12 protein-coding genes are annotated in these 13,561 nt (G+C 61.8%); 5 read left to right on the forward strand and 7 right to left on the reverse strand.

Translation table 11 applies throughout. The annotated features are described in order from the left end of the window. Nucleotides 1-61 precede the first annotated feature (61 nt). Both JNL55_RS01045 and JNL55_RS01050 read left to right on the forward strand, forming a co-directional pair. Nucleotides 62-1,246, forward strand: a complete 1,185-nt coding sequence (locus JNL55_RS01045) for an FIST N-terminal domain-containing protein (RefSeq protein WP_293848365.1) — start codon at nt 62-64, stop codon at nt 1,244-1,246. A 32-nt stretch (nt 1,247-1,278) separates the two neighbouring features. Then, on the forward strand, nt 1,279-3,348 hold the full coding sequence (locus tag JNL55_RS01050; protein ID WP_293848366.1) for an alpha/beta hydrolase family protein: 2,070 nt from the start codon (nt 1,279-1,281) through the stop codon (nt 3,346-3,348). A gap of 39 nt (nt 3,349-3,387) precedes the next feature. Here the strand turns inward: JNL55_RS01050 and JNL55_RS01055 are convergent, their stop codons facing one another. From JNL55_RS01055 to JNL55_RS01065, 3 genes are read right to left on the reverse strand one after another with little or no spacing between them, the layout of a single operon-like run. Continuing rightward, on the reverse strand, nt 3,388-4,422 hold the full coding sequence (locus JNL55_RS01055; RefSeq protein ID WP_293848368.1) for a hypothetical protein: 1,035 nt from the start codon (nt 4,420-4,422) through the stop codon (nt 3,388-3,390). After that, nucleotides 4,419-5,441 (reverse strand): putative zinc-binding metallopeptidase, encoded by a 1,023-nt coding sequence (locus JNL55_RS01060; protein WP_293848370.1) that lies wholly within the window; start codon nt 5,439-5,441, stop codon nt 4,419-4,421. The genes JNL55_RS01055 and JNL55_RS01060 overlap by 4 nt, the downstream gene beginning before the upstream one ends. Nucleotides 5,442-5,498: 57 nt before the next feature. After that, nucleotides 5,499-6,932: an ADP-ribosylglycohydrolase family protein gene (locus JNL55_RS01065; protein WP_293848372.1), complete on the reverse strand. Its 1,434-nt coding sequence runs from the start codon at nt 6,930-6,932 to the stop codon at nt 5,499-5,501. Nucleotides 6,933-7,019: 87 nt separating this feature from the next. Between JNL55_RS01065 and msrB the strand changes: the two genes are divergently transcribed. Continuing rightward, nucleotides 7,020-7,502 (forward strand): peptide-methionine (R)-S-oxide reductase MsrB, encoded by a 483-nt coding sequence (gene msrB, locus JNL55_RS01070; protein WP_293848374.1) that lies wholly within the window; start codon nt 7,020-7,022, stop codon nt 7,500-7,502. 3 nt (nt 7,503-7,505) lie between these two features. Here the strand turns inward: msrB and JNL55_RS01075 are convergent, their stop codons facing one another. Next, entirely contained in the window at nt 7,506-8,039 is a 534-nt protein-coding gene (locus JNL55_RS01075; RefSeq protein ID WP_293848376.1) for a TIGR00645 family protein, read from the reverse strand. 200 nt (nt 8,040-8,239) lie between these two features. Here JNL55_RS01075 and JNL55_RS01080 point away from each other — a divergent pair, with 200 nt between their 5' ends. Together JNL55_RS01080 and JNL55_RS01085 are read left to right on the forward strand one after the other, a co-directional pair. Further along, entirely contained in the window at nt 8,240-9,532 is a 1,293-nt protein-coding gene (locus JNL55_RS01080; RefSeq protein ID WP_293848378.1) for an ATP-binding protein, read from the forward strand. An 86-nt stretch (nt 9,533-9,618) separates the two neighbouring features. Further along, nucleotides 9,619-11,595 (forward strand): acyltransferase family protein, encoded by a 1,977-nt coding sequence (locus JNL55_RS01085; RefSeq protein ID WP_293848380.1) that lies wholly within the window; start codon nt 9,619-9,621, stop codon nt 11,593-11,595. A gap of 18 nt (nt 11,596-11,613) precedes the next feature. Here JNL55_RS01085 and JNL55_RS01090 read toward each other — a convergent pair whose 3' ends face one another. The 3 genes from JNL55_RS01090 to JNL55_RS01100 all read right to left on the reverse strand — a co-directional run. Further along, nucleotides 11,614-12,510, reverse strand: a complete 897-nt coding sequence (locus JNL55_RS01090) for a hypothetical protein (RefSeq protein ID WP_293848382.1) — start codon at nt 12,508-12,510, stop codon at nt 11,614-11,616. After that, entirely contained in the window at nt 12,507-13,124 is a 618-nt protein-coding gene (locus JNL55_RS01095; RefSeq protein WP_293848384.1) for an RNA polymerase sigma factor, read from the reverse strand. Before JNL55_RS01095 ends, JNL55_RS01090 begins: the two co-directional genes overlap by 4 nt. Nucleotides 13,125-13,165: 41 nt before the next feature. Further along, the coding region (locus JNL55_RS01100) for a YfbK domain-containing protein (protein WP_293848386.1) at nt 13,166-13,561 on the reverse strand (396 nt) is incomplete at its 5' end.

Raw genomic sequence — 13,561 nt, forward strand, 5'->3', positions numbered from 1 at the left:
TGGCATTTGACGAAAGATTGCCTAGAATCGGGCGCTCGACTCGCATTCATGCAGGAAGGCTATGCGCTGGGCATCCGCCGTCGACACTGATAATTCCTTGCGGGCCGCCGTGGAGCATGCCGCTGAGACCGTGTTCCTGGGCCTGGGGCGTCAAGAACCCGACCTGGCCATCGTCTTCGTCAGCTCCGAACACGCGGCGCACTTCGACGCCGTACCGGCGCTGCTACAGCGGGAGTTCGAGAACGTCTTCATCTTCGGCTGCTGTGGCGGCGGCGTCATCGGCGGCGGCCGCGAGATCGAGGATCGCCCCGCCTTTTCGTTGACCGGCGCGGTGTTGCCCGGAGTGCGCTTGAAGGGCACGCATCTCGATGCGGCCCAAGTGCCGCCGGTGTACGCCGAGGCGCGGGCCTGGGAGGACGCGTTGCGCACCACCGCCACCCAGCAACCCTCGTTCCTGTTGCTCGCCGATCCCTTCAGCTTCGAAGCCGAGAGCTTCATCCGTGGCTTGGACCGAATTTATCCGTTGGCGCCCAAGATCGGCGGGCTCGCCAGCGGCGCACGCCAGGTGGGCGGCAGCGCGCTGTACTTGGGCAATCAGGTCTACCACTCGGGCTGCATCTCGCTGGCCCTCACCGGCAACATCGATATCGACATGGTGGTGGCACAGGGGTGCCGGCCCATCGGCGATCCGATGTTCGTCACGTCGGCGCACGAGAACCTGGTGCGCGAGCTGGATGGCCGCTCGCCCCGCGATGTGCTGTCCGATCTGTTCGAGCGCTTGTCGCCGCCGGATCGCGAGTTGTTCAGTCAATCGCTGCACCTCGGCATGGCCATGCGCACCGATGCCAGCGAGTTCAGCTCCGGCGACTTTTTGGTTCGCGGCATTCTCGGCATGGATCCGCAGAGCGGCGCGCTTTGGGTCAGCGCCAATGTGCCATCCAACAGCGTGGTGCAATTCCATCTGCGCGATGCCGCCACCTCGGCCCTCGACCTGGAACGAACGCTGACCAGTTACAAAGCGTCGCATCTGGTTGCGCCCGACGCCGGCGCGCTGCTGTTCTCCTGCCACGGTCGCGGCATCGGCCTGTATGGCCAAGCCGACCATGACAGCAACGCCTTCCGGCGCCTGGTGGCGGACCTGCCCATCGGCGGCTTCTTCTGCGACGGCGAGTTCGGCCCGATCCAGAACTCGACCTTTCTACACAGCTACACCAGCGCGTTCGCGGTCATTCACGAAAAGAAATAGACTCCCGCCTTTCGCTGGACCGGAGTTGCGTGATGCGTCAGTCGATCCTTCCTGCCGCCTGTTTATATGCTTTGCTAGGGTCGCTCAGCGCGCACGCCGCGGGCGGCGCGCATCCGTTCACTGTCGACGACCTGGTCCGCCTGCAACGCGTGGCCGATCCAGCCATTTCGCCCGACGGTCGCACAGTGGTCTACAGCGTGCGCGAGACCGATATGGATGCGAATCGCGGCCGCGTCGATCTTTGGTCGCTGGATCTTGCCACCAAGGGCGCACAGCCACGCCGTCTGACCACCGATCCCGAGAACGACAGCTCACCGGAATGGTCGGCCGACGGGCGCGAAATTTATTTCCTATCGACGCGCAGCGGTTCCAGTCAGGTGTGGCGCTTGGCCGCCAGCGGCGGCGAAGCGATTCAGGTCACCGACCTGCCGCTCGACGTGGGTTCGTTCCGTCTGGCCACCAATGCCGGCCGCATCGCCGTGTCGCTGGAAGTTTTTGCCGATTGCGCCGAGCTGGCCTGCACCGTCGAGCGCCTCGAGCAAACCAAGCACGCCAACAACAGCGGCGAAGTTTACGACCGCCTGTTTGTGCGTCACTGGGATACCTGGAGCGACCGCCGCCTGTCGCAATTGTTCGTGCTCAAGTTGAGCGACGGTAAAGCCGTCGAGCCGGTGTCCGTCAGCAAAGCCATCGATGCCGACGTACCGTCCAAGCCCTTCGGCGACGCCACCGAATATACGTTTTCGCCCGACGGCTCCAAGGTCGTGTTCTCGGCGCGTATCAAAGGCAAGTCCGAACCCTGGTCGACCAATTTCGATTTGTATGAAGTCGGCGTCGACGGCGGCGGCCTGCGCAATCTGACCGAAGACAATCCAGCTTGGGACACGCAGCCAGTGTTCTCACGTGACGGCAGTCAACTCGCGTGGCGCGCCATGGAACGGCCGGGCTTCGAAGCCGATCGATTCCATATCGTGGTGCTCGATACCAAGACCGGCCAGCGCCGCGCGCTGACCAAAGATTGGGATCGCTCCGTCGACACGCTCGCGTTCGCCAAAGACGGCCGCACCTTATATGTGACCACCGATCATTTCGGCCAGCATCCGTTGTGGGCAGTCGAAGTGAAGACCGGCAAGCCCACCATGTTGACCGGCCCGGGGCGCGTCGATGCGTTCAGCGTCGGCGATAAAGAAATCGTGTTGACCAGTGCGTCGCTGAAATCGCCGGCCGAGCTGCAAGCATTCACAATCAAGGGTGGCGACCTGCGCGCGCTGCCTCGCATGAACGAAGCAGCACTGGCGCAGGTCAAACTGGGCGAGCCCGAGCAATTCACCTTCGTCGGTGCCGAAGGCGCCACGGTGTACGGCTATGTGATGAAGCCGGCCGACTTCAAGCCCGGCAACAAATATCCGGTCGCCTTCCTGATCCACGGCGGCCCGCAGTCTTCATACGCCAACACCTGGAGCTATCGCTGGAATCCGCAAACGTATGCCGGCGCCGGTTACGCTTCGGTGTTCATCGATTTCCACGGCTCGACCGGCTATGGCCAGGCCTTCACCGATGCCATCAGCAAGGACTGGGGCGGCAAGCCGCTGGAAGACCTGCAGCTCGGCTTGAAGGCCGCGCTCCAGAACTATCCGTGGCTGGATGACTCACGCATGTGCGCGCTCGGCGCCTCGTACGGCGGCTACATGATCAATTGGATCGCCGGCAACTGGGCCGAACCGTTCAAGTGCCTGGTGAATCACGCCGGCATCTTCGATACCCGCGCCATGGCTTACTCCACCGAAGAGCTGTGGTTCTCGGAATGGGAGCAAGGCGGTCCGGCGTACGAAGTGCCGGAGAACGTAGAGAAGTTCAACCCGGTGAATCATGTCGCGCAGTGGAGCAAGCCGACCCTGGTCATCCACGGCACTCGCGACTATCGCGTGCCCTACACGCAAGGCATCTCCGCCTTCACCACGCTGCAGCGGCGTGGCATTCCCAGCCGACTGCTGATGTTCCCGGACGAGAACCACTGGATCCTCAAGCCCAATAACAGCATCCGCTGGCATCGGGAAGTCGAGCAATGGCTCGGTCAGTGGACCGGCAAGGCTGGCGAGTAATTCCAAGGCCCGCTGACGCGGGCCTTATTATTTTGGTGACTACTCTTCGTCGGCGCGCCAGGCCGCCTGGTAGTTGTTGCCGACGCGGATGATTTGTTCGAGCAACGCCGGGTATTCGATGCCGGCGGCAAGCGCAGAGTCCGCGAAGTCTTCGCCGCGGCTGATGTTCGGATTGCAGTTCGCTTCCAGCACGAACACGCTGCCGTCCGGCCGCATCCGGAAGTCCATGCGCGCATAGCCGCTGAGATACAGCGAACGAAAAATGCGCTTGGACAACTTATCCAGATAAGCGGCGCAGCCTTCGGGCAGGTTCTGCGCGGCGCCGGTGCGGATGCCGTGCTTCTTTTGGTAACGGCGATCCCACTTCACTTTGCGCGTGGCGATGCCGGCCATCACATCCGGCAAGGTGCCGAAGTCCATTTCCCAGACCGGGAACGTGCGCAGCCGCTCGTTACCCAACACGCCGACATACAACTCGCGACCTTCGATGTATTCCTCGATCAGCGCGTCCGAGTTGGTCTGGTCGTGAATGAACTCGATGCGCTCCTTCAGCCGATCGCTATCGGCGACCACCGAAGCTTGTGAAATGCCGAGCGAGGCGTCCTCGGTCACCGACTTCACGAACAACGGAAACTTGAGTTTGCGCGGCAAGCGATAACGCTGGCCCTTTTTGATGACCGCGAAGCCCGGCGTCGGGATGCGGTGATAGGAAAGAATCTGTTTGGAGAGTGCCTTGTCGCGCGAGATCATCATGCCGCGCGGGTTGCAGCCGGTGTACGGCAGCTTCATCAGCTCCAGGAACGCGACCACGTATTGGTCGTAGGTGACGATGCCCTGGAATTCCTCCAGCAGGTTGAAAGCGACCTCGGGCTTCCAGTCGGTGACGATGGAGCGCAGTTCGGCCAGATTGTCGCCCAAACCGAGCGCGCGCACTTCGTGACCGGCCTTCTCCAGCGCCGCCTTCACATCGTATTCAGTCCTGAATTCGTCGATTTCCTTATCACTGAGACCCTTGAGGCTGGCCGGCGGCACGAGACTCTCATGCATCAGCACCAGGACTCGAGCCGGCTTCATAGGGTGTAGCGTTCGCGGTCACGCCGCAGGATGTCGATCAAGATTCGCTCCAGTACGCCCAACAGTGCGCGCTTGGCTTCGTGTTTGGACGTATCCAGCACCAGATTCAATTCGCGACAGCGCTGAGTCACCGTCCGTAGCACATGATGCACCAGATAAGGATACAACCGCGAGCGCCGCATCAACCAACGTTCCAATTCCGGACGGGATTGACGGACGAACGTGCTGGCTCGCATGCGCCGTCGACCCTTGCGATGTTTGCCGAAGACCCGCTTGAGCCGCAAGTCATAGGCATCCGGCGTATCGAACTCATAACGGGCGCGTTTGCGCCGATAGTGTTCCGCCAGGGTCATTTTGTTTTTGCTGACCGGTTCGATCAGCGAGCGATTCATCACGTGCGGCAGCGTGCCGGACAGTTCGGTCATCAACCGGTCGACGTATTCGAGTTTTTCCAGCGCCGGCCAGCCCTGATAGTCACGCCGCCAACGCGCTTTGGGCTGCATCCAGACCGCGAAGGTTTCAGCCCAGTCTTCGGTGGGATGACTCTGCGCATACCAGTGGCCCAAATGCATGACGAAGTCGCGACTGGCCGGACGCGGCCGATACACGTTGGGATAGCGCTGATCGGGATTGCCGAAGGCCTGCCGCCATTCCTTGCGCCGGCGCAGGCGATAGGCGTTATCCAGCGCGTGTGCGAACTCGTGACGCATGATGCGCATCAGCCAGTTCGCATTGCCGCCCTCCACTTCATCCATCATGCGACGTTCCAACCGCCGCAACCTGGGATGCGCCATGTAGAACGCAATGGCAATGCCGGGCACGCCGTCCGGAGAGAACCATTCTTCTGACAGCCACACGTGCGGCGCGAACAGAATGCCGCGACGCCTGAGGTCGCGACGGATGCGGCGAATATGGGTATCGATCTCGGTGTGACGCAAGGTCAACCGCAGATCGCAGAAACGTTTTTCTAACAGCTCTTCATCGGACAGCCGCGTCCACGCCGGTTCGCGCGAACGCACGCGCCTCCGAGTCCGAGTCTGCTTGACCTTTTTGGACTTGGCCCGGGTCGCCATCGCTCAACGCATCAAGTGGCGAGCCAGAGAGCGCAGTAACGCCTCTTCGGGCAATTGCCGCTGCAGTTCGGGGGTGATGGCATGGCTGCCGTGATAGGCCCCGCACAGCGCGCCGGCCAATGCCGCCGCCGACGGCGCCGCGCGCGACGAGGTCAGCACTCGAATCGCAACGTCGTGCAACGTCTTGCCGGCCGCGAAGCCATCTAGAGCAACGCACGTCACCGACAGCGCATCGTGCGCATCGGTGCAAGGTCTGCTACCTCGACTCTCCAGCAATTGTTTGACCTGTGGTTTGAGCTGCCGTTGCCGAACCAACTGCATGGCAGGGCCGTTCAAGCTCAGCAACGTTTGTTTGTTCACGCCGTCGTACGCATCGACGAACAACGCCGTCCATACGCGACACAGATCCAACACTACCGGCGACTGCTGGGTGGTGCGTGACGCTTCGACTGCCGCGTCGATGGCGGTCTGCGCATCTGCCCGAAGAAACATTGCGACCGCCAGCGTGCGCGGCAATGAATGCGGATCGAGATTGGCCGGATCATGTGAGCCCGCCAATTTTTTCCTGGACCATTGCCAGCCGGCCAACGCTCGCCGCACTTCCGGCGGCACGCCGATATTGCCGACGCTTTGGGTCCAGCTCAGATAACGCTGCATCTGATCTTCCGAATCGTTGACGCCCTTGAGCAGCAAGCTCTCGGCCAACGCCCGCGTCATGGCGGTGCTGGCCCCGGTAACGAATGTGCCGGCATCCCGCAAACTGCCGCCGGCGACCAAGGTCGCCGCATCGAAATGACTGTTGGCCACCAAGCTGCCCAAGGCATCGCCAATCGCCAACCCGACCAGGCTCGCTTCGTAGCGCGACAGCACATCCGCGTTGCCCTCGGGCACTGCCGCCGATTCGCGCCACAAGCGCACGAACTGCACTTGTTCGTCGGTTTCGGGAATGGTCGGCCAGCGGCGCGAGCGGCCGCATTGCTGCCACAAGTCCTGTAAGCGATCCAGCGCCGCTTCGCCGGACAGACCGCTGCGAACCAGATGACAACCCACTGTGGTCCCGGTGCGGCCGATGCCAGCCCGGCAATGAATGTAGATACAGCGGCCGGCGGCCAGCTCGCTGTCGATCAAATCCAGGATCCGACTCATGTCAGCCGGCGAATCGGGTAAGCCATGGTCCAGGATCGACGTGCGCCGATAGCGGATGTGCTGTTCGCTGAGCTCGGCCAGCAGCGGTTCGTAGGCCGGCAGCTCGCCTTCCTCGGTGAGGTCGATGAAGCTGTTTACGCCCGCGTGCAGCAGCTTCTGCACGCGCTCAGTGGCTTCGGAGCGCGACATCGAGCCCGGGTACTCACCGGCGAGCAGCTGGCTGGGGCGCACCCAGTAGCTGTTCGGCAGCGGCACCGGCGAGGTGCCTACGGTGAAGGGATCGGTACTCATGGGAGCGAATGATATAGCACCGGCGGCGACCTTGACTTAGGGCAGCCCGCCGCCAATTCTGCACGACCGGCTACCCGAGGAACCTCCATGTCCAACTCCAACGCACCGGGCGCAGCGGCCACCCGCTCCGCCAGCGGCTACGACCTACGGCCTGTCCGGGGTGCCGAGCGCGACCGGCTGGCGGCCCCGCTGACGCCCGAAGAGCGCTACATCATTCTGGATCACGGCACCGAACGGCCGTTTTGCGGCACCTTGCTGAACAATAAGCAATCGGGCCTGTATGCCTGCCGCCTGTGCGGCCTGCCGCTGTTCCAGGCCAACGCCAAGTTCGAGTCCGGCACCGGCTGGCCGAGCTTTTATCAGCCCTTCGATCCCGAACACATCACTGAAATACGCGATAGCAGCCACGGCATGATCCGCACCGAGATCCGCTGCGGCCGTTGCGACGGCCATCTGGGCCATGTGTTTCCCGACGGCCCGCCGCCGACCCATCAGCGCTACTGTCTCAACTCGGCGTCGTTGCAGTTTTACCCGGAAGGCGAGCAACCGGAACAGCACACGGCGGCGTGATCCTCACACCTCGCCTTGATGATCCTTGGTGGCGTGTGACTTGGCGGTAATCCGATCGAGCACGCCCATCATCACTGCCGACACCACGAAGGTGAGGTGGATGATGACGTACCACATCAAGGTGTTCTCGCGTTCTTCGGCAACGCGTACCGGCGTTTCCATGAAGGCACGCAACAGATGGATCGAGGAGATCGCGACGATGGACGAGGCGACCTTGAGCTTCAGCGAATTGGCGTCGAGCTTGCCGAGCCAGCTCAACTTTTCAGTGCCCTCGTCCACGTCCAACGCCGACACGAAGTTTTCGTAACCCGAAAACATCACCATGATGATCAGGCTGCCGACCAGCACCATATCCACCAGCGCGAGCAACACCAGCACCAGGTCCGCCTCGGCCATGATCCACACATGGGTGAGCAGGTGATACAGCTCCATGAAAAACTTGATGCCCAGCGCCACCAGCGCCAACGACATGCCCAGGTACACCGGCGCCAGTATCCAGCGGCTGGCGAACAGGGCTTTTTCGATGATCTTTTCCATGCAATGACTCTGCAATGATTCTGGTCGGCGGGGGCGGAGATGCAGTTTGCGATTCTACCGCATTGAGCCGCAGCGGCGAGGTTGGTGACAATCAGACCCGCTGAACGTATTGGATGTAGACCCGGGCGGAGGTACAGTCGGCCGGCCTTTGGCGCCGATCAATACACTCAAGCGGGGCGCACAGGGTGATTAGGGGCAGCATGGGTGCAGAATCTCAGCAGGGAGAAGGCGACGGAAGCCCGGCTTCGTTCGAGGCCGCACGCATGCAGCTGGCGAAGCTGCACGCTGGTCCCGGCTCGCGTCTACGGGACTTGTGGTTACAGCTGGCGGAGATCGCCGCGCGTGCCTTGGAGGTCGAGCGCGTCGGTGTATGGATCCTGGTGGATGACGATCGCGCCCTGCGCTGCCGCTATCTGCTGCAATTCTCCAGTCAACAGGTATTCCAAGGCGCTGTGCTACGCGCCCAGGATTTTCCAAGCTATTTCCAAGCCCTACAACAGCATCGCACGGTCGCCGCCGACCACGCGCCGAGTTCCAGCACCACTAGCGAGCTCGGCCCGTCCTATCTCGAACCGCTCGGCATTACTTCTTTGTTGGATGCACCGATCTATGTCGGCGGCAAAGTCGCCGGCGTGGTTTGTCACGAACACATCGGCGCACCCCGCACTTGGTCCCCGGCCGAAAACGATTTCGCCGCCGCGGTCGCCGACACCATCGCGCGCGTGTATGGCGAATATGAGCATCGTCACGCCGAAACCGCAGTGGAAAGCTATCAACGCCACTTGATGGAGCTGCATCGCATGGAGGCGCTGGGGCGCATGGCTGCCGGCGTGGCGCACGACTTTCGCGGCATCGTCAGCATCGCGCTCGGCTTCACCGAGTTGATCCGTCGCGTGCCCAACCTGGCACCTCAAGCCGATCACTACGCCCAACGCGTCGTCGACGCGCTCCAGCGCGGCCAGTCGCTCACGCAAGAGATCATGAGTTTCGGCAAGGACGACCCCATTTCGCCCCGCGTGCTCGATGTCGGCGCCGCATTGTCGAAATGTTCCCACATGTTTCGTGTGCTGCTCGGGAATAGCATCCGACTGCGCGTGCGTGGCTCGGGATCGGTGAGCCGCGTCTTCATGGACGCGTCGCAGTTCGAGCGCATGATGCTCAACCTGGTACTGAACGCCCGCGATGCCATGCCCTCCGGCGGCGGGCTCGACATCGACTATGAAGACTCAGTGGTCGGCGATGAAGACGATGAGAGCGCCACTTACGTTGCCGTCTATGTGAAAGACACCGGCATCGGCATGGATGAAACCACGCGGATGAATGCCTTCAAACCCTTCTTCACCACCAAAGGCGACCGCGGCACCGGCCTCGGCCTGGTCATCGTCGATCAAATCGTTTCTCGCGCCGGCGGCCGAGTGAAGATCGATAGTGAGGTTGGCAAGGGAACCACCCTACAAATCTATTTGCCCAGGATCGCGGCGGCAGTTCGATAACTGCAGCAACGGGCACCGACCCACCAAAGCATGTTTAAATACCGTGACCGCGGACGACCGTGGTGACGAACAGGAATTCATTAGCTTTGGATAAGCAGTTTCGGGAAGACATAGAAGGCTTACGCGCGGTTGCGGTGCTTTCGGTGGTCATCTTTCATTTCGGGGTCGGGGGTCTGCCCGGCGGCTTCATCGGAGTCGACGTGTTCTTCGTCATCTCCGGCTACCTGATCAGCGGTTTATTACTCAACGAGCTGGACCGGACCGGCCGCATCGACTTGTGGCGCTTTTACGGGCGCCGTGCCAGACGATTGCTGCCGCTATCGTTGCTGGTCACCGTGGTCACCTTGTTGGTTGCGGTGTTCATCCTGTCGCCCTCCGAGCAGCTGTTTGCGGCCAAAGGGGGACTGGCCTCCTCGCTGTACGCCAGTAATTTCTTTTTCATGACTCAGCTGGCCGACTACTTCGCGCCGGAAAGCGAGTTGAATCCGTTCCTGCACACCTGGTCACTGTCCGTCGAAGAACAGTTTTATCTGGTGTGGCCGGCACTGTTGTTGCTGCTGTGGCGCCGACGGCCGACCGCGCGCTCCATGGCAATCTCGATGAGCGTGCTCGCCGTGCTCTCGTTCGCGTTGTGCCTATGGCTCAGTTATCGCAAGCAACCCTGGGCTTTCTATGCGTCACCAACGCGTGCATGGGAATTTCTATTCGGCGCGCTCGCCGCGTTGAAGCCGGTGACGGATTGGGCGCGTCGTTCCCGAGCGGCGGTATCACTGGGCTGGCTGGGAATGGCCGGCTTGGGCGCCACGCTGCTGTTATTGACGGAAGAAGCTCGTTTCCCCGGCTGGATTGCCTTGGTGCCGGCGGTCGCGACGGTCGCGATCCTCATCAGCGGCGCAAGCCATCAGCGCGGCGGCCCGGACGCATTCCTAAAGACATCGGTCATGCAATGGCTGGGCAAACATTCGTATTCGATCTATCTGTGGCACTGGCCCATCATCGTGTACGCCAATCTGTTGGAGCTTGGCGATCCCATCACTCGGATTGCTCTCTGCAGCGCGCTGACCTTGATCTGTGCCGCGACCAGCTTCCGCCTAGTCGAGCATCCTGTGCGCGCGAGTGGCTGGCTCGCAGCGAACCCCCTGCGTTCGGTGCGACTCGGGGCGGCACTCACCGCGGCTGGCAGCGTGATCGCATTGAGCACAGCACAAGCTGCGCTGGTTTTTTCAGCACGCCCCGAACACGCAGCGTTGATCGCTGCGATGAAAGAAATGCCGGTCGCCAGCGGCAGCAGCGAAAACTGCCTGATCGGATTCAAACAGTCTGAACCCGTGACATGCAACTTCGGCTCGAGCGAAGCGCGCAAAACCGTAGTGCTGTTTGGCGATTCACACGCCGATCAATGGTCGACACCGCTCGCGCTATTGGCGGAGGAGCAAGGCTGGCGGCTGGTCACTCTTCTCAAAGCATCTTGTCCGGTCTCGCAGATCACGGACTACAGCCCACGCCTGCGACGACTCTGGCCGGAGTGCACCGAATGGCGGCGTCGCGCCATCGAAAAAATCATCGACCTCGACGCCGATCTGGTGATCGTGTCCCAAATGTCCAGTGGCTATGTCACCGGGCCCTGGAGTGCTCGCGGCAAATACTCAGCGAGCTACGCGCAATGGGAACAAGGATTGAAGAGCAGCCTCGAACCGCTGCGTGCGGCCAACGTTCCTGTTCTCTTGTTACGCGACAGCCCGTCACCCCGGGAAGATCTCGCCAACTGCGTGGCTCGCGCACGCTGGCGCGGAATACCCGAGACGAGCTGCGATGTTCCGAGGTCGATCGCACTGGACCCAGAGATCTCCGTCCTCGAGCGGAAACTGGCGACGGCGGTAGGCGCACGATTCGCCGACCTCTCAGCGCAGTTTTGTAATGACGAGCTATGCCCTGCAGTGGACTCAGGCATCCTGGTCTATCGAGATACCAACCATCTGACCAACGACACCGCCGAGCGCCAGGTGCAAGCACTACGTCTGTTGCTCGAGGAGCACGTGCTGGTATCCCAGAACAATCTCTGAGCTGTAGCGGAGCAGCCGCTATTTCTTCTCTGCCCGTGCCTTGTCTGTCTCAGCGACCGGATAGTTAGGGAACGCAGCGAGGAACCGCTGCCATTCCGCATCGGCCTCGGTCTGTTTGTCGTCTTTGCGAAGTTGCCTGATGTCTTTCAGCCATTCTTCCGGATCTGTGTAAGCACGCTTCATCTCAGTGCTGACGACAGACCGGCTCGGCGCGGCAGCACGCACTTCTTCCCGAACACGCTTGGCAGCGGACACCGCCTGCAGCTGTTTCTCAGCCGCAGCGGCTGACGCTTGTATGCCAGCAGCGGCCACTGCATCTGCCGACCGCTCGTCTTCTCTAGCTTCGGCAGCAACGCTGTTAGCCGACTGACGAGCGAACGCATCTTCTTCCGGTGCGACGACGGCAGCAGGCGGCGGAGCAGGTTCGGGTACGGCTGCAGGGGCCGGCGCAGGTGATTCGAACGCAGGCGCTTGCATGACCATGTCGGCGAGCGGTGTCTCAGTAGCCGGCTCGATATAAACCGGCGTCGGCGCCTGCACCTCAGCCTTGGGCGAGGCAGGCGGCAGATCCGCCACCGAACCCTCAGCCCGTTCACGCCGCTTCATCTCCAGCGCGGGCGCGGGCGACTGCATCACCATCGTTTCATCGCGCAGCCCGGTCTCGACCACAATCGACAACACCACGACCGCCGAAGCAGCAACAGCGAGCGGCGCAGCCCAGCGCACCCAAGCAGGACGATTCCGCGTCGAGCGCGGCTTCACCGCAGCCTCAGCCTCACGTAGCACCAGCAGATCCAACTCCGCAGGCACTGAGGGTTCGTGCAGTGAACGATACTGCCGTGACACGTCCGAATCCCCCTTCAGGTATTCGTCCAGCTGCGCGTCGGGCAACTGCTTGTCAGTGGGTTCGGTCATGACACGCTCGACTGCAGAGACGGAGATTGGTGCTGGCGAAGCGCGCCGCGCAGCTTACCCAAGGCATAACGCAGGCGGCTCTTGGCCGTTTCCATGGCGACGCCGGTGACGCGCCCGATGTCTTCCAGGCCGAGTCCCGTTTCTTCGTACAACAGGAACACATCGCGCTGTTCGGCCGGCAACTCATCCAGCGCACGCTTGAAGTCGGCCCGCAACTGCGCCTCCGCCAGCGCTGCGTCGGGACTGGTATGGCTCGGCCCCGACAGCTCATCCGCCAAGGCATCGACATCCTGCGTGCCCTTTTCCTGCGGCCGGCTGGCGCGCCGGAAATGATCTATGGCGCAGTTGTGCGCGATATGAAACAGGAACGTCGTGAACTTGGCCCGCGCCTCATAACGCTCGCGGCTGGCGATCACCTTGCTCCACACCTCCTGAAACAAATCGTTGGCCACTTCCGGACTACGACACAGGCGCTGCAGATAGCGATACAGCGCCCCTTTGTGCCGCTGATACAGCTGCTCGAAGGCCCGCACGTCGCCCTGACGATAGCGAAGCATGAGCGTCGCATCGTCAGGTTCGGCGCCGATGGTCGACAGCGTTGCGGAAGAATCCATGCAGCTAAGAGTACCAGTAACCCGTCATGACGAAATCCGGCTCATTGCGAAATCTGACTGACCTTACCCTCGCCGGTCGCAGGCGTCGGCGTCAGGCTCCGAGCCAGCGACACCAGCGACAGGAACTCACGTCGATAACCGTCCTTGTCCTTGGACAACGCGCCACTCGCAAGCTTACTCACATCTGTGTAGCTGTAGTTGCCCACATACTTGCCACCGCGGAGCAGTTGACCGAACGCTGCAACGCTAGCCGCAAACCGAAAATCGGCGGACAACTTGTCTGCCGCGACCGTCGCACCCTTACGGATTGGATACTCCAGCAATTGGCTAGTCTCCGACCCCGGTTGTTTGTAACGCAGCCGCACGTTCGCCAGCTCGCCCTTGCCCGCCGTGCTGCCGGCTTTCGCCGCGTACTTCAGCGGATCGACACGCCCTTT

Origin of the sequence: Steroidobacter sp. (assembly GCF_016790065.1) — a bacterium.
In the GTDB taxonomy this organism is placed as follows: domain Bacteria; phylum Pseudomonadota; class Gammaproteobacteria; order Steroidobacterales; family Steroidobacteraceae; genus Steroidobacter.

Coding starts and splice junctions, on each gene's coding strand:
- JNL55_RS01075 (WP_293848376.1), bottom strand. CDS start 8,039: ATGGAAAAGATCATCGAAAAAGCCCTGTTCGCCAGCCGCTGGATACTG.
- JNL55_RS01090 (WP_293848382.1), bottom strand. CDS start 12,510: ATGACCGAACCCACTGACAAGCAGTTGCCCGACGCGCAGCTGGACGAA.
- JNL55_RS01045 (WP_293848365.1), top strand. CDS start 62: ATGCGCTGGGCATCCGCCGTCGACACTGATAATTCCTTGCGGGCCGCC.
- JNL55_RS01080 (WP_293848378.1), top strand. CDS start 8,240: ATGGGTGCAGAATCTCAGCAGGGAGAAGGCGACGGAAGCCCGGCTTCG.
- msrB (WP_293848374.1), top strand. CDS start 7,020: ATGTCCAACTCCAACGCACCGGGCGCAGCGGCCACCCGCTCCGCCAGC.
- JNL55_RS01065 (WP_293848372.1), bottom strand. CDS start 6,932: ATGAGTACCGATCCCTTCACCGTAGGCACCTCGCCGGTGCCGCTGCCG.
- JNL55_RS01055 (WP_293848368.1), bottom strand. CDS start 4,422: ATGAAGCCGGCTCGAGTCCTGGTGCTGATGCATGAGAGTCTCGTGCCG.
- JNL55_RS01095 (WP_293848384.1), bottom strand. CDS start 13,124: ATGGATTCTTCCGCAACGCTGTCGACCATCGGCGCCGAACCTGACGAT.
- JNL55_RS01050 (WP_293848366.1), top strand. CDS start 1,279: ATGCGTCAGTCGATCCTTCCTGCCGCCTGTTTATATGCTTTGCTAGGG.